Source organism: Leptospira soteropolitanensis (assembly GCF_026151655.1).
In the GTDB taxonomy this organism is placed as follows: Bacteria; Spirochaetota; Leptospiria; order Leptospirales; family Leptospiraceae; genus Leptospira_A; species Leptospira_A soteropolitanensis.
The window spans coordinates 101235-122116 of sequence record NZ_JAMQPN010000008.1; the positions used below are offsets into that span (position 1 = coordinate 101235).

Below are 20882 nucleotides of genomic sequence, written 5' to 3' on the forward strand. Positions count from 1 at the left end.
GATTAATACCTTGAGCCTTTCAGACAACTATCACCTAACTATACTAAAACTGTTTTAGAAACCGTAAATTCCCTGATTGGAAATATCGGATGTCGTGAATTCCATAACGCATCATGACAAGACGGTCTAGGCCGAGACCAAAGGCAAATCCAGTCCATTTTTTAGAGTCGAGTCCTGCCGCTTCCAAAACATTGGGATGCACAAGCCCACAAGGAAGTAATTCCAACCAACCAGAATGTTTGCAAACACTGCAACCATCCCCACCACAAACTAAACAGTTGATATCGAGTTCAAAACCTGGTTCCACAAACGGGAAGTAACCGGGGCGAAGTCTTGTTTTAATTTCTTTACGAAAAACACGAGAAAGAAGTGTTTCCATTGTATAAATCAAATGAGCGACCGAAATATTTTCTCCAACTACCATACCTTCCACTTGGTAAAAAGTATTTTCATGAGATGCATCTACTTCTTCATACCGAAACACACGACCAGGGGCAATGATCCGAAAAGGAGGTTTTAGTTTGCGAAGGGCGCGAACTTGGATTGCGGAAGTATGGGTTCTAAGTAAGTTTCCATCGGCCGTATAAAACGTATCTTGCATATCTCGGGCAGGATGGTCTTCGGTAAAATTCAGAGCACCAAAATTGTTTTCATCGGTTTCTACTTCGGGTCCATCCATCACAGAAAAACCCATAGAGGTAAAAATATCTTCGATTTCATATTGGATTTGAGAAATAGGATGAAGGCTCCCTCTTTCTTTGTTTGCCAATGGTCGTAAACTATCAAAGAATTCTTGGCTGAGTTGGTTTTCATAAAAACTTTCTTTTAAAGAATTTCTTTTGGTTTCCACAAAACTTTCGAGTCGGCTTTGCGCTTCGTTGGCCTGTTTCCCCACTGTTTTTTTCTCTTCTACAGATAATGAAGCAAGGCCTTTTAATACAGAAGTGAGTTTTCCTTTTTTACCAATGAATTGGTTTTTAAGAGAATCCAAATCTTGTTCGGATGTGGCAGAAGATAAAACAGATTCCGCTTCTTTGACTAAGGCTTCGATTTCTTGGGATAGGCTCATACAGATTCTCGTAATTCGATTAATGATTTTAATTCAGGATAAATTCCTCCAAAAGCCCCATTCGACATCGCAAGGATGATTACTTTTTCCTTTTGGAACTTTGGAAGAATCTTTTTTAAATGGGCAGGTATTTCTTTTGGGTCTTTCGCATACAAAGCTTCTTTCTTTGTATTCTTTGCGATGTCTTTTACTAATTTTTTGACATTCAATCGAAGGGATTTGTTTACTTTATCTACTTGGTAGACTTCAGTAACAATACTCACATCACTTCCTTTAAAACATTTGGCAAAATCGTCTTGAAATATATTTCTATGCGAAGTAGCACTTCTTGGTTCGAAAAGGGAAATGATTTTGTATCCAGGGTAAGCCTCTTTGTGAGCCTTTATGGTTTCTTGAATGGCCACGGGATGGTGGGCAAAATCTTCCACAAGCAAGCTTTTATCAGAAACAAATAGATTTTCTTGTCTTCGTTTGACACCGGGGAATGATTCCACTGCTTCTAATATTTCTTTTCTTTTTTGCGGAGCAATTTCTAGACAAATTCGAACCGCAACTTCCACATTGCGAAAATTATGTGATCCAATCAAGTTTGGCTTTAATTTGGTTTTCGTCCTTATCTCAGACAAAATGCCTTTTTCATATTTAAAAATGGAATTTTTATCCCCTAATTCAAAAGATTCCACAGGTGCATGTTTGTAATCTTTGGTGATCTCCACTAGATTCCGAGAACCTTTCCAATAGAATACTTTACCACGCCCAGGAACTAAATTTAACAGACGTTTGAACATAGTTTTAATGGCACCAAGATCGGCAAAAATATCCGCATGATCAAAGTCGAGAGCATTCATTGCTAAATAATATGGTCTGTAATGTAAAAATTTAGAACTTTTGTCAAAGAAAGCGGAATCGTATTCATCCCCTTCAATGACAAAATAATCTCCTTCTCCAAGAGCAAATCCAGGGAATCCATCTTTACGAATCCCACCAACAAAAAGGCCGGGTTTCAGACCAATGGATTCTAAAATCCAGTGAGTTAAAAATGTAGTCGTTGTTTTTCCGTGAGTTCCCGAAATCACGATGGGTTTTTTTCCTTTGAGAAAAAAAGTTCCGATGGCCTCTGCCATACTCATGTATTCCATTCCAGTATTTAGAACTTCTTCCACTTCTGGATTTCCACGAGAGATCGCATTCCCAATGATTACTAAATCAGCACCCTTTACATTTTCTTTACGATAACCAGATTTAGGTGACAAACCCCATTCTATCAATTTATCAGACATAGGTGGGTAAAGATTTTGATCGGAACCAGATACATCATGACCTTGATTTTTTAGCATATAGGCCAAATTTCCCATAGCAATTCCACCAATGCCTACCAAAAAGATTTTCAAAAGAGTACCGTCCTAACCAGATTGTAAATAAATAGAGGAACTGAAACAAGAACCAAAAAAAACAAAACCACTTTCATAAGAAAAAAAAGAAAATCTAAAGAGGTCCATTCTCTTCGGTGCGAAAGATAATAATACGCTAAATGTAAGGAATACAAAAAACCGACACCTAATCCGAGTAAGGGGATTGGTGCAGGAAAAATCCAAAAGATGGCAGTGGCACTAAAAGGAAGAAAGGAAATCATAAACACATGCGGTTCTGGGCCTTCCCAATCTTTGGTTCGATCTCGCATTTGGTGGTACATTCGAAAACTATCAACCAACCGAATCACAAGATAGAAGCCTAAATAAAAAAAGAATAAGGTCAACATCCCCTGTGTGTAGGTTAATTTTGTTTCTTCATCCACCGTGGAAACTTTGAACAAAAGGATTTGGATTAAATTCCCAAAAAACTTTGCAATCGGTGCAAGCAGGATGAGCTGGAGATGAGCCAACCACAAATCACGCCCACCCAAATCCGTTTTATGGTAATAGGATTCGAAGGCAGACATTGGGGAATAGAATAAATCTCGGATCATTTCCATCCGAGATGCGATTGTAGAAACTTTTTGCACCTTATTGGATTTTCTGGTTGGGACGCTCATACCGGGAAGCACTTTTCACTTTCATGACGGCATTCACCAAATTTTGGAAGGACTCTTCTTTCATCCAAGTAATAGATTCTGAAAAATATGGAACAAGCTCCCTACGAACCGGCCTCCACTTTCCCGAATCAGATTCCCAAAGTGGGTAAAAGGAAAGTCGATATTTGATTCCTTCTGATTGGGTTACATCCAATACTGCTTCGGGAACTGGGTTAGAGGAGAGTTCTGGAAACTGAGGAGCGCCAACCTCATCAGAATAAAACTCAACTTTTAGTCCTTTGACTACAGATTCCCATTGGTTTCCCACGTCCGGCGGCAGAACAATGCGTTCCCCTGTCGTTCGACTCCAATCATTAACATACACATTGTATTGGTTCTTTTTGGCACGATTTTCGGCCTTTACATTGATCACTTGGCCAGAAAAAGAAAGTTCTTTCAGGTAACCTTCGTTAAATGTAACATACATTTTTTCACGGAAACTGGTGGAAGGTGCTCGAAACTTTTCTATCAAATAGTTATAAGGAGCTATGACTTCTTCATTCACCAAAACAGAAACACGACCTTCGTCGGCTCCAATCTTTTTACCGAAAAACAACTGTTTGTCTTTAGGAAATTCAATATCGTTACCATTCTCCTCCGCCAATGATAAAGAAGGGGAACTCATACCCAAACAATAAGATTTTTGGATCTCAGGAGTCGACTTTTCAATCAATTTCGTTTTAAGAACACTTAATTCTGAAAAACTATTTTTTACGTTATAATTTGCTTCATAAGAAACCTTATTTCCGTCTTTTGTAGAAGTTACTGTGTATAGTGGTGCTAAGTTCCATCCACGAGAGATTTTGCGTAAAACCATTTCCTCCTCTGCAAACTTTGGCTCCAAAACTCCACACCAATCTTCTTTTGGTGGGATAAACCGAATGGCTTTCCAATCTTCTTTCCAAAAATTTGTTTCTGAAATATTTTCTGGATGGTCTTCCATCCAGTAGAAAAGCAAAAACAATCCAACAAAAGCAATAATGACTAAACTAATTTTCTGTTTCATACTTCAATCATAGAACTCTTTCGTCTAGCATACACAAAGTAAGATCCAACTGCCAAAATAAATCCTGGAAACAAAAATACACCAATCACCCAAGCAACTAACTTTTGATTGTCGGAAAGTGAAATGGTATCTAGTTCTTCTTTTTTGAGAGGAATTTCTGCAACAGCCGTGTCTTGGAATAAACCTGTGATCGATACAGTTGAAAACTGAGAGTTCATGGCATATGGGATGAACTGATCAGTAATCCAAGAAGTTCCCGTATGAAGAATGATTTTTCCTGTTTTATCATTGGTTAAGGACATTGGAGTTAGAACGATAGAGAGAATTTTACTTTCTCTTTTTTCATTTGGATCTAATTTTCCATTTTTATTTTCATCTGAATAAGCTTCGTAACCAGATTCCAGTAAAGTTTCAGACTTATACGAATGAGGAGATGGGGCAGTCGCATCGGTTTCCAAATAACCACTGTAAGGGAATAAAATTCCCATATCTTTTTTTTGTAATAAATCAGTGAGTCTGTGGTCTGGAAAACGTTTTGCCACTACAAACCCTGGTTTTTCATCTCTTTCAATGAGCGGTGAAGATTTAAACTTGAGGCCTGCACTTGCCAACAACCAACTAAAGTCTTCGTTGCCTTTCGGCTCCATTGTAATAAGAAGTTTTCCATTTTTCTCTAGAACAAATTTGGTTAGTTCTTCCTTAGCTTCCTTGGAAAAAGGAACTGTTGGGCCAAGAATCACCAACATTTCTGCATCTTCTGGTAATTTAGAAGGCCAACCTTGCGCAAATCCCCACTCTGCTACTTTAAAATTTAAAAACTGCAACGATGAAACAAATCGGTTTACTTGTTCGTTCGGCAGAGCTTTAAAAGACATTCCGTATCTTTCCCCATTGGAAACGGTAAAATAAACCTTTTTCTGTTCGGTCGTGACGTTTAGAAGTGCACCAACTAACTTCCGCTCTAGATCCTCTAAATCTTTAGGTTCTTTTGCAATAACACGCTCTTCCACAAAAGGAGTACCAGATGAGAGTAAAGATTGTTTCTTCGAACGAACAAAGATGGTTCCATTGGAAACCTGACCAAACTCTTTTAATAAATCAACTTCTACATCCGCATTAATAAATTGAACAGTGATATGAGAGTTTTCGGCTTTAATTTGGTCCAAAAGTATTTCTATATCGGGGCGAACTCGAGTGAGCGCAAACGCGGACAACTTATCACCATTTGCGGGTCCATCTGCTTCTAACGGACGAGGGTAAAATGCAGTGATAGTAACATCTTTTGCGATTGGTTTGATTAGGTTTCTGGAAATTTGGGAAAGGGAAAATTTTCCCTGACTACTCAAATCGAAGTTATAGTTTCGTTTGATTGCAAAATAGTTAACAGCAACTAAAATGGGAAGAACAAATAGAAATCCTAAAACAGCATTTTGTAAAAGTGAGCTTTTTGATTTTGCTAAATTACTTTGTGCCTCTAAGGAAGACTTCCCAATCTCGAGTAAGATGATTTGGAGAAGGAATACGATAGAAAATAAAACTACACAAAGGAGTAAAAACTCCCTTACTTTTGGAATCGCACTAACCTCTTCATTAAAACCCGAAATCGGTTTTAAATCTAAAAAATCCCGCAAAACGGAAAACAAAAAAGCTCCGATTCCAAAACTGGCAGCAATATAACGATTTTGATCTTCCTTTCGTAAGCCCTTAGAAAAGGCACGAACAATGGTATCGGAAGCCAAAAATAAAAAGATCACTCCTAAAAAAATAATTCTTCTTTTAGGATCTACGACCATACCATCAAACAAGAAGTAGGCGAAAAGAGAAAATAAACTTACGAAAGGTAAAATTCTATCTGCTGTTAAAAACATGTTCTAACCCCTCCATCTCCTGGATTCCAAAACCTTTACGGTAAGATATAAAAACAAAAATGTTCCACTTAAGAAAAAAACAATCCCAGTCAATGGGACAACCCCTTTAGCAAAAGCGGCAAAGTGTGAAAAAATATGTAGGTGGAAAAGAACCTTTCTCGTTGTTGCCTGAAATAGGTGTGAAAAATATCCCACAACCCAAAGTGTCAAAATGATGAGCACCGAAATCAACAGCGATATCATTTGGTTTTTGCCAAGACTTGATCCAAACATTCCAATCGTGAAGGTAAAAACACCTAACAAAAACACGCCGACACTACCTGCAGCTACCATATAAAACGGAGCTTTCCAAAAAGAGTATAACAACAAAGGAAAGAGTCCGTTGATAAAGATGGTAATGATTCCACAAACAGTAACACCAAAAAGAAATTTACCAAAAACAATTTCCAAATCTGTGACTGGAGATGTAAAAAGTAATTCCAAAGTTCCTTTGTTTCTTTCTTCCACAATGGAACCCATTGAAATGATGACCATTGCAATAAGTATTGTTGTCATAAAGGAAATAAAAGTAATATAGGTTGCTATCTCATAATTGGCAGTACCATTAAAATTTAAAATCATCACGAAGAGTGCATTGAGAAATGCCGTTCCTCCGAGGACCAATGGTCCCATATAAGTTCCAAAAAATAATCGTAATTCTTTTTTATAGATCCAAACAGCCGTTTGCCAGTTCATATTTTCTCCATAAAAATCTGTTCTAAAGACACTTCTTGTTTTTTTAAAGATTCAATTTGAATTCCAATACTGAGTGCTTTGGAAAACAATGATTCTTTAAATTGTTTTGGATTTGTTGTTCGAACCAAAAACTGAATTTCTTCTTTGTTGGTTCCAAGTTCGGTCACCGTATCTGATCCACCAAGCACTGATTTCACAAATGTAAGAAGCTCGCTTGAATCTTTACCAGATAAGCCAACCTCCCATCCAGCTAGACGATTCATTTCTTCCTCTAATCTTGATAAAGAAAGCTCTTGTTTCAAACTTCCTTTGTGTAAAAATAAAAATTTATCACAAGTTTTATATATCTCAGTTAAGATATGACTTGAGATCAAAACAGTATGATCTCCCGCCAAACTTCGAATTAAATTTCTTATTTCTACAATTTGTTTTGGATCAAGCCCAGAAATTGGTTCGTCCATAATCACAATCTCAGGATCTCCCAGGATTGCTTGGGCAATTCCCACACGTTTCCGGTATCCTAATGACAAAGTACCGATTAACTTATCTTTAACAGCCGTAATGTTAGTTTTTACAAGAACCTTTTCCACTTCTGAAGCAAGTTTCGATTCTTCGATCTTTTTGATCCGACCAACGAATTGAAGATATTCCGTGATGGTCATATCTTCGTAGAGAGGAGGAGTTTCGGGTAAATAACCGATTTTCTGTTTTGCCTCCAAAGGGAAGTCAAAGATAAACTTTCCATCAATCGAAGCATCTCCAGCACTGGGGATCAAATACCCGGTCAGGATTCGAATTGTCGTGGTTTTCCCGGCTCCGTTGAGTCCCAAAAGACCCACGATTTCGCCTTTTTCTAATTTGAAATTAAGCCCTGAGATGGCTCGTTTTTCGCCGTAAAATTTTGATAAATTGCTGACTTGAATCATAACTCTGGTTTAGTTTTCGTATACCTGCACCTATGAATGAATTTCTGGAAAAAATCAAAAGCTTTTTCAAGGATGAAGACAGCTTTTTTGATGCAAAGCAACTTCTGCAACAGAATTGGCACAAATTTGTCCCTCAATACTTCGACAAAATCCTGGAAACTCGCGCAAACGCCGTTTTTGTTTTGGACAAGAATCTAAATTATACCTACGTGAACTCCGCGGCAGAAAGTATGGTGGAAAAAACCACCAGTCAAATGTTAGGGCAAAACATTTGGAATCTGTTTCCAAACTTGGATGAATCCGAATTTGGTAAAAAATTATCCGAATCCATCAAAAACCGAGAATCTTTCCAATCCGACGAATTCTTTTTAGAATCAAAAGGATGGTTTGCAACGCAAGTTTTTCCTCAAGAAAATTTTACAATCCTCATTGCAACAGAAATCACTGCAGAAAAAAACGCTCGAGATAACTATAGTCAAGTTTTAAATAAAAACAAAGCAATCCTAAGTGCCCTACCGGACAAATTGTACGGAATTAAAAAAGATGGAACCGTGATTGACCACAAAGAATTCCCGGATTTTAAAGGTTGGGATTCTTCTCATGAAAGCAATATCAGATTTACCCGAGTGGAAAACTTATTCCCAACAAGGAAAATCTCAGAAATAGAATCGCTCCTAGAGCAAGTTTTAGAAGTTGGTGGTACAAAAACTTACGAATATTCGATCGAAGATTATGATGGCGAAAAATATTTTGAAGCCAGATTCACAAAAACAGGTGAAGAAGATGTCCTTGCAATCGTTCGAAATATCACCGAACGTAAAAAAGCTGAGGCCTTAAAAAATGAATTTATTAGTTTAGTAAGTCACGAACTAAGGACTCCTTTAACATCTATTAAAGGGTCAATAGATTTACTACTTGCAGGTGTAGCGGGAGAACTTTCCAACCAAACTAAATCCCTTCTAAATATCTGTCGCAAAAACACTCAAAGACTCGTTCGTTTTGTTACAGACTTACTTGATATTGAAGCTCTTGACTCGGGTAATATTAATTTTAAATTTAGAATCTATCGATTAGAAGAAATCTTACAAAGTTCTGTAGATGGAATGAGAACTTTTGCAGAACAATACCATGTACTACTTAATTATGATCAAAACTTTCCTTCAACTACTGTTTATGTGGATGAAGACAGATTAAATCACTGTATCACCAATCTAATTTCTAATGCAGTGAAATACACACCTAAATTTTCAGAAGTTTATATCACAGTAGTTCCCTCAGAGACACATGCAAAAATATTGATTAAAGACAACGGTCCAGGAATTGATCCCAATTTTGCACCAAGGTTATTTCATAGGTTTGCTCAGGGAGCACCACCTAAAGATAAACTAGTGGGGGGTTCAGGTCTTGGACTTTCGATCACGAAAGGGTTTGTAGAAGCGATGAAAGGTAAAATATTTTTTACCTCTGATGATAACGGAACGGTTTTTACTATTGAGTTCCCGATTATTAAACCTGGATCTATTCCTTCTGGATACAACCAATGACAGAATCAATTTTAAGACACGTTTTAATTGTTGAGGATGAAGAAGATATTGTAGAAATTCTTCGAATTGCTCTGGAGTTTAATTCCGATTACCAGGTAAGTTTTGCCAAAACAGGACCAGAAGGATTACAAAAGGCAATTATTTTACAACCCGACTTAATCTTGTTAGATGTTTTAATGCCAGGAATGAATGGAATGGAACTAATCGAAGAATTAAAAATTTTTCCAGAAACCAAAGAAATTCCTGTTGCTTTCATTACTTCACGCGTTTTAAAAAATGAAATTTTGGAATACCAGCGAAGAGGGGGTATCGGAGTGATCGAAAAACCCTTTGCCCCTCTTGAGATCGCCGATAAAATTCAAATTCTCTGGGAAGACTCAAAAAAAAATCGTTAGTCTTATTTGTCGCTGAAGCCTTCCAAAATTTCGTCTTGTCTACCCATCAAACGAACAGACAATCGAGGTCCTACTTCACAAACAATGCGAGAAGCGACATAGTTACCCCAACGTGCTGATTTTTGTGCAGAGTAACCTTGTGTTAATCCATACAATACTCCCGCAGCAAAGGCATCACCAGCTCCCGTAGTATCAATTGGTTTTACAGGAAAACCTGGAACCAAAGTTATCTTTCCATTTTCAGCAACATAAGCTCCTTCTTTACCAGCAGTCATAAAAACCAAAGGACAAAGTTTGGAAATAAAGGTCACCGCTTCTTCTGCAGTTTTTGCACCGCTAATAGCTAAACCTTCTTCTGTATTACAAAAAATCACATCGACATATTCCTTTGTTAGGTGAATAAATTCTTCCCGCGAACGATTTACACAAAATGGGTCACTATAAGTAAAAGAAACCTTTACATTGTTTTCTTTAGCGACTTTCATAGTGAGTTCACTTGCTTTTTTGGTAGAATCGCCGTCCCACAAATAACCTTCCACATAAACAAATTTACTTTTCTTTAAATTATCTACATCGATGTCATTTGGTCCAAGTGATGTTGATATCGCAAGATTGGTAAGCATAGTTCTTTCTGCATCAGGCGTAGTTAATACAACGCAAGTTCCAGTATGACCATTTGAATCTGGTTTGGTTTCAAATAAAACACCTGCGTCTTCCATATCTTTTTTGTAAAATTCACCATAAGTATCATGGGTGACTTTTCCCGTGTAACAGCAGGTTCCACCTGAATTTGCAATGGCAATCATCGTGTTGGCAGCACTCCCACCGGAGCGAAGTTCTTTCTTTTCATCATGAAGATCAGCAAGAATTTGACCTTGTCTGGATTCATCGACAAGAGTCATTACACCCTTAGTGATATTTTGTTTTTCTAAAAAATTGGGACTGATAAAGGCAATGATATCTACCAAGGCGTTCCCTACGCCGAATACGTCGTAATGCTTCATGGGGACAATGCTTTTTTCCTTTAGGGAATTGACACGCAATTTTCCTAATTCAGTTTGGCAGGTACCGAGAAAATACTCTTCAATGGTTTCCAGTTTCAGATTATCAATTCTGCTTTGTTTTAGTTTGACCCCTCTTACCCTTTTTGCTCAAAACAAAGATACAAAAGAAGTGGAGATTCGAGCAGGGATTGATGCCCAATCAAAAAATTCTAATTTTGCAAAAAACCCAACTGGGTTTCAAAAAGAAATTGATTTAACACAAACAAACACCCGCTATATGAGCTTAGCAGACGTTCTCAACCGGGAAGCTGGAGTCCGAGTGAGGCAATATGGAGGACTTGGATCTTATTCAACATTATCCTTACGTGGAACCAATCCCAACCAATCTAAAATATATTGGAATGGTGTTCCCATTAACAATTCAATGGGCGGCGAAATCAATTTAGCAGACCTTCCCTTTGATAATTTAGAAAAAATTGAAATCTATAAATCAGGAACTCCAGCAGGTTTTTCTGGATCTGCGATTGGAGGATCTATTAATTTAATATCTAAATCAAAAATAGACAAACCAATCACAAGAATCAATTTGATGGGAGGGAGTTTTAAAACTGCAAAGGCAACTGTCACTCATATGGACCAATTTGCTAGTGGTTCTTATTTTGTGCAGGCACTCCAAGAAACATCCGACCAAAATTTTAGTTATCTCAATAACAAAGGCACTGTTTTATTTAATACTTACGATGATACGATTGACACTCGTCGAAATGCCCAATTCCGCAAAACTGGATTTACAGGGAATCTCTCTCTTGAATTTGGAAAAACAAAAATCAACCTACTGAATGATTACATTCACAGAAAACAAGGGTTACCTGGACCGGGAAACAGACAAACTGTTGCAGTAGAACGAGTATTCAGCAAACTTTCTTCTGCAATCACTACAGAAACGAATGAATTTCTGCTACAAAATCTAACATTAGAAACAAAAACCTATGGAAACTTTTCAAAAGATGATTTTTTTGATCCTAAATCAGAGTTTAGTTTTGGAACCCCAAATGCGTATACCAAAACAAACCAATACGGTTTTCAACTCTCACCCACTTTATATTTACTAGAATACAATCAGATTTTCCGAACGTCTTTCCAAACAGAGCAAGAATTTTTTACGCGATATGAAAAACGATACAACCATGAAACGGAAAGAAAAGAACCCAAGAAACGTCGCGACACTTTAAGTGCTACCTTCCAAGATGAAATCAGGCTTTTTTCCAACAGATTATTTTTAGTCCCTCAAGTTCGTTTTGAGCGGTATACGGATCGATTTGGTAAAGATGAAACAAGTGTCCGAAACCAACTTCTAGATCTACTAACAGATGTTTTTTATGTTAGACAAGCTTTTACCAACCCAAGTTTCGGGATTAAAATCATTTGGATTAAAAAAGAAAATTTAGAATTTGGAACTTTGGGCAACATTAGCAAAGACTTTCGTATCCCCACCTTCTTAGAGTTATTTGGAGAAAGAGGCAGTATTGTAGGTAATACAAAACTAAGGCCAGAACAAAGTAGAAACGGAGATTTTGGGTTTTATCTTAACACGAAACCATTCACAAATTGGAAATTCCAATCAGATATTTCCATTTTTCAAAAACGAATTTATGATATGATTTTGTTTTTACCGAATTCTCAATTTACTCTTAGGCCTGAAAATGTTGACCAAGCTCTCATTCGGGGTCTAGAAACAAGCCACAATATGATTTGGAACAAAGGAATCAAATTTAACTTTAATTATACATACCAAGATGCAAAAAACTATTCTGAGTCACCGGCATTAAATGGAAAGTATCTACCTCTTCGATCAAAAAGCCAAGGTAGTGCCCTACTTGCACTTTTTAAAGAATTTGGAGAAATTGGATTGGAATACCAATACATTGGTGCTAATTTTCGAGATAGAACCAACGAATATTTAGGATATCTTCCAGCACGACAATTTTGGAATTTGTATCTTCAATACATTCCTTATAAAAACTTAGAAACAGGTAACGAATTAGTTTTGGGATTCGAGGTTCGCAATTTAACGGACAAACGCGTAGAGGATCTGGTGGGATACCCATTGCCTGGTCGCAGTTATTATTTTACAGGGAGTTACCGATTCTAATGTTGATCAAAATCCATCGCTTTCTGAAATTAAGGCTAAAATATACCACCTCGCGGGTGTTATACGAATTACGGTTACTCGCCAAACGATGTTGGATACGTAAACTTTCGTGGTTGTTATACGAATTACGGTTATTCACCAAACGATGTTGGATACATAAACTTTCGAGGGTGTTATACGAATTACGGTTATTCACCAAACAATGTTGGATACATAAAATTTCGCGGGTGTTATACGAATTACAGTTACTCACCAAACGATGTTGGACACATAAAGTTTCGCGGGTGTTATACGAATTACAGTTACTCACCAAACGATGTTGGACACATAAAGTTTCGCGGTTGTTATACGAATTACGGTTACTCGCCAAACGATGTTGGATTTACAAATCTTCGCGGGTGTTAAATGCAGTGCGAATATTTCCCATATTATTTCTTCATCTTCATTGTTCGCAATTGGAAATTGAAAAACCAAACCTTTTTCAATTTTTGTTTTTGTCCGCTTCTCCAACTTCAGTAGGTGTTGTGACTTCTGATTTTGCCAGTGGAGGGAGGTTCAAAACGTTTGAACCAAACTCATTTACAACCTTTCCTGCTTCGATCCCAATTCATTCTGATGCAGTAGGACGATATTCCAATGATAGAGTGTTTATAGTCAATCGTTTGAATCGTGATAACATCCAAGTATTAAACCCACAATTTGGCTTTACAACTGAACAGGAATTTAGTGTAGGACAAGGGAAGAACCCACAAGACATTTCCGTATGGAACGATAAATATTTTATCAGTTTATACAATTCAGATGAATTGGCTATTTATTCGAGATCCAATGCAACAAAAGTGGGTGGTGTTTCTTTCAGTTCCCTAAAGGAAACATTTTCTACATCTGGAGTTCCTGATAGCTCAGTGGAAGCATCCTATATGATTCAAGAAGGATCAAGTTTATTTGTATTATTACAACGATTAGATAGAAACGATGCATCAGGTTATTTACCACCTAACTCAGATTCTTATTTAGTTGAAGTCGATATGGATTTGAATCAAATTAGAACAGTTTATACCCTCCCTTTTAGAAACCCAAGTTCCAAAATCCAAAAACTAAATCTGTTTGGAGAACCTCACTTGGTTTTTTCTTGTGTAGGCCGAGTTGGTTTTATTTCACAAATTGATGCTGGAATCATAGCTTTTCGTTTAACCACTAGACAATTTCATCCGAACCGTTTATTTGCAGAAGAAACTGCTGGCGGCGATATCCTTGCTTTCCAAATTAAAAATGACGAATTAGGCTTTGCTGCTGTTCTGGATTCTAAGTTTACAAAGACGATCCAAGCCTTTCGTCCAAGAACTGGCGAACGTCTTGGTACATTATTAGAAATCCCTGGAAATATTGGAATTAGTCTCTCCGGATTGTTACTTACCAATGAAGGTAAATTGTTGGTTGGCTCTACCGATTTTACAAGACCAGGAATTTATGTTTATGACTCCAATCTTGGAAATGTTCTTTTAAATCCTGTACCAAGTTCGGTGGAACTGACACCTTTCGATATCTTCCAGTTGCAAAATCTACAATAAATCCCAAAGTGGAAAAAGACAGGGGAATCTAATTTATGTTAACTCTAAAGAAAAATTCAAAAGGCCCATTGACCAAACAAGTTTTACTCATCATTTTAGATGGAGTTGGGTTTACGGAAAAAGGTTATGAAAATGGGAATGCCGTTGCCAAAGCCAAGATGCCTGTCTTAAAAGGACTTTGGAAAACGGAACCAACTGTATTATTAAAAGCACACGGAACAGCAGTAGGTATGCCAAGTGACGATGATATGGGCAACTCAGAAGTTGGTCACAATGTTTTAGGATCTGGACGGATTTTTGATCAAGGAGCTAAATTAGTTTCTCAATCAATCGAAAATGGAAGTTTGTTTGCAGGCCCTATTTGGAAAAAATGTATATCCAATTGTAAATCTAATCACTCCACCTTTCATTTCCTGGGGTTGTTCTCAGATGGGAACGTCCACAGTCATATCGATCACTTAAAAGCCCTAATAGACAACGCGATCAAGGAAGACGTAAAAAAAATTCGATTACACATTCTTCTTGATGGTAGAGATGTTCCCGAAAAATCAGCGTTAGACTATCTTATCCCGTTTGAAGAATATCTAGATACATATCGTAAAAATGGAATCGATATCCAAATCGCATCTGGTGGTGGACGTATGGAACTTACGATGGACCGTTACGATGCTGATTGGTCAATGGTGGAAAGAGGTTGGAATCATCATGTCGAAGGAGAAGGTCGAACTTTTCCTTCTGCCAAGGATGCAATTGATACTTTCCGAAAAGAAAACCCTGCTGTTATTGATCAGTATTTGCCTGGATTTGTGATTAGTGATACAAACGGCAAACCAGTTGGCAAAGTGGAAGACAATGACTCTGTCGTATTTTTCAACTTTCGTGGTGACCGAGCGATTGAAATCTCTAGAGCGTTTACAGAAGAAACACTAACCACCTTTAATAGAAAACGATTTCCAAAAATTGAATTTGCTGGGATGATGCAATACGACGGAGACCTCTTTATCCCCAAACAATACTTAGTTGCTCCTCCTGCAATCGATAGAACTATGGGCGAGTATTTTGCAAATGAAGGAGTGGCTCAGTATGCTCTTTCTGAAACACAAAAGTATGGACATGTAACATTTTTTTGGAATGGAAATAGGTCTGGATATTTTAATCAAACATTGGAAACTTACGAAGAAGTAAAATCCGACATTATCCCATTTGACCAAAAACCAGAAATGAAAGCAAAAGAAATCACTGACAATTTGGTTCTGGCTTTAACTTCTCACAAATTCCCATTTTTAAGAGTTAACTATGCTAACGGAGATATGGTGGGCCATACTGGTAATATGGATGCAACCGTTCGTGGTCTGGAATATTTAGATGTATGTTTAGAGCGAGTTAAAAAAATCTGCGATGAAACAGGAACTGTCCTATGTATTACCGCAGATCATGGAAATGCAGACGAAATGTATCAGCTAAATAAAAAAGGTACGGCAGAAACTACGAAAGTTGGAAAGCCAGTTCCAAAAACAAGTCACACACTCAATCCAGTGCAATTCGTTCTTTATGATCCGAAAGGAAAAATTAAACTCAATCAAAACTTAAATGAAAAAGGTTTAGCCAACGTAGCAGCTACCATGATGGATCTTTTAGGCTTTGAAGCACCGGAAGGATACCATCCAAGTCTAATACAAAGAGATTAAGTTTCTAACGTAACATGCAATTTCGGATTATTATTGGGTTTCTATTCAGTTTATTTTTGATTCACTGTGCAGAGCCCGAAATCGGTTCCTTCTCAGAAGAAACTAAAGAAAAAATCAGAAAGAAAATCAAACAAGAAGGTTTCCAGGGGGTTGTTCTCATTTCCCAAGATGAAAACATCCTCTTTCGAGAATCCATTTATCCTGGTAAAAAAAGAAAAAGTGCACAACTTTATAAAAAACATAATTTCCCGTTAGGTGAATCAACAAAAACTTTTACGGCATATGCAATTCATATATTGGAAGAAGAGAAAAAAATTTCTTTAACAGATCCAGTTTCAAAACATTTAAAGTGGTTTCCTCATTCCAAAGTAACTATAGGCCATCTATTACGTCACACTTCAGGCCTACCTAAAATTATAGAGTTCTTACCATATTTTGACTTAGAAAAAGGCAATTTAAAACGGGATGATGTAAAAAACTATTTTTTGAATTCCAAACTAAAACCTGCATTTCCTCCTGGTGAGTATTGGAAGTATAGTCGACTCGATTATCTCTTATTATCCTACATAATAGAAAAAACATCAGGAGCGTCCTATTCACAATTTCTAAAAGAAAGAATTTTTACTCCGCTTGGATTACAAAACACCAATGTAGATTCTAATGATGTACTAATTGGCAATAGCGGAATTTACTCGACTCCAGAGGATCTTGTGATTTTTAATCGGGAACTTAAAAAACCGAAACTAATCTCAAAACAATTTAGAGATACAATGCTCAAAAAAACAGTTTTATCTGACTCCATCTCAGAAGACCCCATTGCATTTGGAGAAGGAGTATTTGTTGGTGATTATTTTTACTGGACTTATGGTAAAGTAAAAGGTATATCGAATTTTGTATATCATGACTTAAAAAGTAGAATTTTCATAACAATCGTTAGTCCCTATGGCAAAAGTAAGGGAGATTTATCTTCAGTAAAATCAGCTCTGACTGAAATCATTTTTGAAGCTAAAAAATTAAATCTTAAAAAGAAAACCAATCTTCCAAACGAAATCTATATAGAAGATCTAATGAAGGAAGAAAAAGTTCCCTCTTTAGGTATTGCAGTTTTTAAGAACTATACCTTAAGTTGGAAAAAAATGTATGGAACAAAATCTCAACATACATTATTTCGTGCAGGATCTCTTTCGAAAACTATGACTGCAACCGCAACACTTCGATTAGTTGAATCAAATCAATTAGATTTATATTCCAATTGGATAGGAAAACTAAAACAATTCAAAGTCTCTGTACCTAAAGGAAAAAAAAGATCTATTGTAAATCTTGATCTATTGCTTTCACACACCAGCGGACTTACAGAAAAAGGAAACTGGGATGATCCAATCAACTCAGGAAAAAAACATTTGCGTGAATTAAAAGATATAAATACAACCAAAGGAAATGGGTTAAAGTTATATTACAAACCAGGAACTAAGTCGAGATATTCAGGAGGAGGATATAGCATTGTACAAGAAATACTCACCGAAAGAACAGGAAAATCATTTCAAAACCTAATGTCTGAAATTGTGTTCCAACCCCTACACATGAATCGTAGTACATTCCGTCAAAACCTAACAACTAATGATGACCGCTGTGATGGGTATGACGAACAAGGAAATCTATTACCGCAAAAAACCTTTGTTACACCAGAACTTTCCTCCGGAGGACTTTGGACAACACCTGAAGAAGTTGGCCTCCTGTTTGCGGAAGTGGCAAAAGCAAAACAAGGCAAATCGGACTTTCTTACAAAAGAATCGGCAGAATATTTACTTTCTCCTAAAATGAGTGCAGCCAATCTTACAGTTCACGCGCTCGTGGCCCACGGATTTTTCTTAAACCGTACCGGAAAGACAGAATATTTTTTTCACGGTGGTCACACAAAGGGACATAAGTCACTTGCTCTATTTAACGCTGAAAAAGGTTATGGTGTGGTCATTATGACCAATTCGGAAAATGGTTCCAAACTGATTTGGCGGATTCTTAGATCCATCTCGGTTGAAGAAAAATGGGACAAGTTTGTGAATTAATCTATTGACCAATTTCCAAAATTAGCTATTCTCAAATCGGTTCAATGGAATATACAGAATCTAAATCTAACGGCATTGTTGTTCTGAAATTATTTGGCAACTTAGATATGTTAAATGCCGGTATTCTGAAAGAACGTATCAAAGAATCTGCGTCGCAAGAGGAACACCGTTTTATCTTCGATTTGGAAGGTGTGAGTTTCATAGATTCTTCTGGGTTTGGCCTCATCATGTCCCTCAACGATAAACTATCAGAGTTAGGTGGGGGTTTAAGAATTGTTAACGTATCCAAGACTATCAGGCAAATATTCCGAATTTCGAAAATTTCTTCCGTAATTCAAATCTTTGAAAGCACGGAAGAGGCGATTAATTCCTTCAAATAAACTATGTTACTGAAGTAGTTACCATTTTTTTCCAAAAGTTTTTTAACTTTTGTACCTTTGGGTTTTCTTGGGCAATTTCCTGTAGGTTCAGAAGCACTTCCTTCGAACGTTCTATATCTCGCCTATGCATTAGAATTTCAGCAAGTAACAATAGATTATTAAAGTTTTTTGGATCTCTAAATCGAAGTCTTTCCGCAAAGTCTGTTGCTAAAACAAAATCTCTTCTTTGTTTATGCGCATACGCTATATAAAACAAAAAGTCTGTATCTCCCGGATTTAATTGTAAATATCGATTTGCTAGTTCAATTGCCTTTTCATAATCCTTGGATTTCATATACAACTTGGATAATTCTCTTAGACAATATAGATCATCTGGCTCGGAGTCTAAAGCTAATTCTAAAGCAAATATGGCGTTATTCCATTCCCCATCTCGGTAAGACTGAATCCCCTCGCCCAACATTTGATAATAAACTTTTGGCTTTGTTGTTTCTTTTGCTGCATACGCTACTTCTTCTAAAAATGCAATTCGCATCATACTTAAATCATCTGTAAGATCTCCAAATTGTAACATTACTTTACAAATTTGATTTAAGTCACCTGCGCCTTCAGCTACATGCCTTAAAAAAATAGTTTCGTCATCATTAATCACACGGTTTCCACCTGATTGACCAACAAATAAATCATCACGTCCATCAGAACCTAATATCAACACGTCACCGGGCCGCAAAGGGTAAATTTGAATGACCACTTCGTCTCCACTCATTTCAGTGAAACCAATTTTTCGTAAAGAATGTTCGTTTTCAAGAAAACTCGCGTTCCCATCCCGATAGAGAACTATCCAAGGATGTTCCGCGTTTATATAATACAAAGTTCCTGTTTCCTCATCAACTAACCCAAGTATAGCGGATAATAACATATGCCCATCAAAACTAATGAAAACGTTATGTACTTCTTGAAAACACTCCTTCAACCATCTTTCAGGATGTCTATCTTGCATATAACGTAACTTTTGTGTTCTTGTGATAATGGATTTAAAAACAGTTCCCATCACAAGAGCTCCACCTGCGCCTTGGATGGATTTACCCATTGCGTCGGCGTTTAAAAAGACCGTATATTTTTTCCCCATCAAATAAATAGAATCTGAAACAGAAAGATCACCTCCAATTTCAGATTGTTTATTTCTGAATTTGAATTGTTTCATTTGTCGTTCAAATATTGTGACGGAAACAGTTTCTGATTTAGAAAAAGAACCGCGCAAAGGTTTGATCAAAAGTGAAGTTAAAAAGTAATCTCCATCTTGTTTTTCTTGGAGTTTTTGCATTTCAGATAATGTTTCATTTAGTTCCCTAGTTCTTTGGTTTACCATTTCCTCTAAATGATTTTGGTGTTCCGACAACTCCTCTTTCATCTCAACAAAAACTCTTCCCATCTGACCAATTTCATCACTTCTATGAGTTGGCAATGTTTCTGGTTTCCACTGATCCAAATCTACCATCGCAGTTGTCAGGAGTTTAATTGCCTCAACCATATCTCTAGAAAACAAAAAGGATATCAGGAAAATAACACCGCATAATACTAATGAGGCGATCACAAAAAAAGACCAAATTCTCCATGTTTTTGATTCTACTTCATTCTCATCAATCATCACATGAAAGACCAACTTTTTCACAGATTGTGAATTGCCTGCATAAGGAATTTTTACTAGATAATATGGTTTATTTTGAAAATGGAATCGTTGTTCCTCCATCAACAAACCTGGATTCTCATTCATCACTAAACGAATGGTATCTGAACCGATAGTTTTCACTTTTCCTTCTTGAAAAATTGCTAAATGAATACGATTGTCTTTCGAGATTGTTTTTGTAAAATTATCATCTACAACTTGGCCAATGAGAATTGTGCCGCGACCAAATAGTGGCGCTGCTAACCTGAATCCAAGTCCACTATGTCCATCTTCCAGAGCAGCAGTAGACTGCCCATTCAATGCGTTTTTAATGATCGGTTGGTTTTTTTTATCATCACCAAAGTCTTTGGGACGATGGACACGAAATAAAACTTTACCTTGGTTATCACCAATTTCAAAAATTGAAAGACCATATCTTTTTAGAATTTGTTGTAAATACGGGAGTTCTTTCGAAAGCACAGATCGATCGTTAAGACCTCTTTCCAAAATTCCTCTAGTTTGCGCGTTGAAAGTAATTTCCTCTAATAATAACCTGAGTTTTTCTTCTTTAAATTCCAATTCTCGTTGAAAATTACGGGAGAGATCCTCTGCCCGCTGCGTTTGCGGTATATTTTTTACCGATTGCAAAAGGTAGGCGAAACTAGTAGTGAGAGCAATCACAAGAAGAATTTGACTCACACTCAATATTAATAAAAATTTGTAACGGATGCTCATAGAAAACTACGT

Annotated in this window: 16 protein-coding genes; 7 read left to right on the forward strand and 9 right to left on the reverse strand. The window is 36.9% G+C overall.

The features are described 5' to 3' along the window. Window positions 1–43: 43 nt before the first annotated feature. From pheS to ND811_RS15655, 7 genes are read right to left on the reverse strand one after another with little or no spacing between them, the layout of a single operon-like run. On the reverse strand, window positions 44–1069 hold the full coding sequence (gene pheS / locus ND811_RS15625; RefSeq protein ID WP_265352899.1) for a phenylalanine--tRNA ligase subunit alpha: 1026 nt from the start codon (window positions 1067–1069) through the stop codon (window positions 44–46). Then, window positions 1066–2460 (reverse strand): UDP-N-acetylmuramate--L-alanine ligase, encoded by a 1395-nt coding sequence (locus tag ND811_RS15630; protein ID WP_265352898.1) that lies wholly within the window; start codon window positions 2458–2460, stop codon window positions 1066–1068. Before ND811_RS15630 ends, pheS begins: the two co-directional genes overlap by 4 nt. Then, window positions 2457–3101, reverse strand: coding sequence for a hypothetical protein (locus ND811_RS15635; RefSeq protein ID WP_265352897.1), 645 nt, complete (start codon window positions 3099–3101; stop codon window positions 2457–2459). The genes ND811_RS15630 and ND811_RS15635 overlap by 4 nt, the downstream gene beginning before the upstream one ends. After that, a complete protein-coding gene (locus ND811_RS15640) occupies window positions 3073–4146 on the reverse strand; it encodes a hypothetical protein (RefSeq protein ID WP_265352896.1) in 1074 nt (357 codons plus the stop codon). Before ND811_RS15640 ends, ND811_RS15635 begins: the two co-directional genes overlap by 29 nt. Then, window positions 4143–6014 carry a motility-associated ABC transporter substrate-binding family protein gene (locus ND811_RS15645; protein ID WP_265352895.1) on the reverse strand — a complete coding sequence of 624 codons (1872 nt, stop codon included), beginning with the start codon at window positions 6012–6014 and terminating at the stop codon, window positions 4143–4145. The genes ND811_RS15640 and ND811_RS15645 overlap by 4 nt, the downstream gene beginning before the upstream one ends. Before the next feature lie 3 nt (window positions 6015–6017). After that, window positions 6018–6749 (reverse strand): ABC transporter permease, encoded by a 732-nt coding sequence (locus tag ND811_RS15650; RefSeq protein ID WP_265352894.1) that lies wholly within the window; start codon window positions 6747–6749, stop codon window positions 6018–6020. Then, a complete protein-coding gene (locus tag ND811_RS15655) occupies window positions 6746–7675 on the reverse strand; it encodes an ABC transporter ATP-binding protein (RefSeq protein WP_265352893.1) in 930 nt (309 codons plus the stop codon). The genes ND811_RS15650 and ND811_RS15655 overlap by 4 nt, the downstream gene beginning before the upstream one ends. 32 nt (window positions 7676–7707) lie before the next feature. Between ND811_RS15655 and ND811_RS15660 the strand changes: the two genes are divergently transcribed. Together ND811_RS15660 and ND811_RS15665 are read left to right on the forward strand one after the other, a co-directional pair. Next, window positions 7708–9219, forward strand: coding sequence for an ATP-binding protein (locus ND811_RS15660; RefSeq protein WP_265352892.1), 1512 nt, complete (start codon window positions 7708–7710; stop codon window positions 9217–9219). Then, window positions 9216–9614 carry a response regulator gene (locus ND811_RS15665; protein WP_265352891.1) on the forward strand — a complete coding sequence of 133 codons (399 nt, stop codon included), beginning with the start codon at window positions 9216–9218 and terminating at the stop codon, window positions 9612–9614. The genes ND811_RS15660 and ND811_RS15665 overlap by 4 nt, the downstream gene beginning before the upstream one ends. Before the next feature lie 2 nt (window positions 9615–9616). Here ND811_RS15665 and ND811_RS15670 read toward each other — a convergent pair whose 3' ends face one another. Then, window positions 9617–10618, reverse strand: coding sequence for an adenosine kinase (locus tag ND811_RS15670; RefSeq protein WP_265352890.1), 1002 nt, complete (start codon window positions 10616–10618; stop codon window positions 9617–9619). A gap of 82 nt (window positions 10619–10700) precedes the next feature. On the opposite strand from ND811_RS15670, the gene ND811_RS15675 reads away from it, so the two are divergent. The 5 genes from ND811_RS15675 to ND811_RS15695 are packed head-to-tail and all read left to right on the forward strand — an operon-like array spanning window position 10701 to window position 18472. Continuing rightward, the gene (locus ND811_RS15675) at window positions 10701–12770 is read left to right on the forward strand and encodes a TonB-dependent receptor (protein ID WP_265352889.1); all 2070 of its coding nucleotides are present in this window, start codon (window positions 10701–10703) and stop codon (window positions 12768–12770) included. After that, complete coding sequence (locus tag ND811_RS15680; RefSeq protein ID WP_265352888.1) at window positions 12770–14341, forward strand: hypothetical protein; 1572 nt, start codon at window positions 12770–12772, stop codon at window positions 14339–14341. Before ND811_RS15675 ends, ND811_RS15680 begins: the two co-directional genes overlap by 1 nt. Before the next feature lie 35 nt (window positions 14342–14376). After that, entirely contained in the window at window positions 14377–16029 is a 1653-nt protein-coding gene (gpmI, locus tag ND811_RS15685) for a 2,3-bisphosphoglycerate-independent phosphoglycerate mutase (protein WP_265352887.1), read from the forward strand. 14 nt (window positions 16030–16043) lie between these two features. After that, on the forward strand, window positions 16044–18092 hold the full coding sequence (locus tag ND811_RS15690) for a serine hydrolase domain-containing protein (protein WP_265352886.1): 2049 nt from the start codon (window positions 16044–16046) through the stop codon (window positions 18090–18092). Between the two features lie 44 nt (window positions 18093–18136). Further along, complete coding sequence (locus ND811_RS15695; protein WP_265352885.1) at window positions 18137–18472, forward strand: STAS domain-containing protein; 336 nt, start codon at window positions 18137–18139, stop codon at window positions 18470–18472. A gap of 1 nt (window position 18473) precedes the next feature. Here ND811_RS15695 and ND811_RS15700 read toward each other — a convergent pair whose 3' ends face one another. After that, a complete protein-coding gene (locus ND811_RS15700) occupies window positions 18474–20870 on the reverse strand; it encodes a SpoIIE family protein phosphatase (protein WP_265352884.1) in 2397 nt (798 codons plus the stop codon). Between the last annotated feature and the right edge of the window lie 12 nt (window positions 20871–20882).

What these genes read in the sequence shown, in the direction of transcription:
- ND811_RS15640 (WP_265352896.1), bottom strand. Translation starts at nt 4,146, where the DNA reads ATGAAACAGAAAATTAGTTTAGTCATTATTGCTTTTGTTGGATTGTTT.
- ND811_RS15665 (WP_265352891.1), top strand. Translation starts at nt 9,216, where the DNA reads ATGACAGAATCAATTTTAAGACACGTTTTAATTGTTGAGGATGAAGAA.
- ND811_RS15690 (WP_265352886.1), top strand. Translation starts at nt 16,044, where the DNA reads ATGCAATTTCGGATTATTATTGGGTTTCTATTCAGTTTATTTTTGATT.
- ND811_RS15680 (WP_265352888.1), top strand. Translation starts at nt 12,770, where the DNA reads ATGTTGATCAAAATCCATCGCTTTCTGAAATTAAGGCTAAAATATACC.
- gpmI (WP_265352887.1), top strand. Translation starts at nt 14,377, where the DNA reads ATGTTAACTCTAAAGAAAAATTCAAAAGGCCCATTGACCAAACAAGTT.
- ND811_RS15650 (WP_265352894.1), bottom strand. Translation starts at nt 6,749, where the DNA reads ATGAACTGGCAAACGGCTGTTTGGATCTATAAAAAAGAATTACGATTA.
- ND811_RS15695 (WP_265352885.1), top strand. Translation starts at nt 18,137, where the DNA reads ATGGAATATACAGAATCTAAATCTAACGGCATTGTTGTTCTGAAATTA.
- ND811_RS15655 (WP_265352893.1), bottom strand. Translation starts at nt 7,675, where the DNA reads ATGATTCAAGTCAGCAATTTATCAAAATTTTACGGCGAAAAACGAGCC.
- ND811_RS15660 (WP_265352892.1), top strand. Translation starts at nt 7,708, where the DNA reads ATGAATGAATTTCTGGAAAAAATCAAAAGCTTTTTCAAGGATGAAGAC.
- ND811_RS15675 (WP_265352889.1), top strand. Translation starts at nt 10,701, where the DNA reads ATGGTTTCCAGTTTCAGATTATCAATTCTGCTTTGTTTTAGTTTGACC.
- ND811_RS15635 (WP_265352897.1), bottom strand. Translation starts at nt 3,101, where the DNA reads ATGAGCGTCCCAACCAGAAAATCCAATAAGGTGCAAAAAGTTTCTACA.
- ND811_RS15670 (WP_265352890.1), bottom strand. Translation starts at nt 10,618, where the DNA reads ATGAAGCATTACGACGTATTCGGCGTAGGGAACGCCTTGGTAGATATC.
- ND811_RS15645 (WP_265352895.1), bottom strand. Translation starts at nt 6,014, where the DNA reads ATGTTTTTAACAGCAGATAGAATTTTACCTTTCGTAAGTTTATTTTCT.
- pheS (WP_265352899.1), bottom strand. Translation starts at nt 1,069, where the DNA reads ATGAGCCTATCCCAAGAAATCGAAGCCTTAGTCAAAGAAGCGGAATCT.
- ND811_RS15700 (WP_265352884.1), bottom strand. Translation starts at nt 20,870, where the DNA reads ATGAGCATCCGTTACAAATTTTTATTAATATTGAGTGTGAGTCAAATT.